This window comes from Winogradskyella poriferorum (genome assembly GCF_050618035.1).
Classification (GTDB): domain Bacteria; phylum Bacteroidota; class Bacteroidia; order Flavobacteriales; family Flavobacteriaceae; genus Winogradskyella; species Winogradskyella poriferorum_A.
This window is the reverse complement of record NZ_JBODPY010000372.1, coordinates 1-207: the sequence shown is the minus strand read 5'-3', so window position 1 is coordinate 207 and position 207 is coordinate 1. Positions and strand designations below refer to the sequence as shown.

1 protein-coding gene is annotated in these 207 nt (G+C 44.0%); it reads left to right on the top strand.

Annotation, left to right across the window (positions count from 1 at the left end):
• Positions 1-207, top strand: a 207-nt coding sequence (locus ACRHOC_RS16100) for a hypothetical protein (RefSeq protein WP_431159550.1), incomplete at both ends; no start/stop codon positions are given.

Here is a 207-nt window from a genome sequence, read left to right as displayed (position 1 = left end):
AAGGTAGAGGGACCTTACCAAACATATGAAGGTTCACCAATGAGCCAAGGAGAATTTCAACACAACCTGTGGAATATAAAGGATGAAGAGCTGAGCGGTCGTTGGGACTGGGCAAAACTTAGAAAGCAAGAAGCGAAGAATGGAGTTCGTAACTCTCTATTAGTTGCACCGATGCCTACTGCAAGTACGTCGCAAATCCTTGATAAT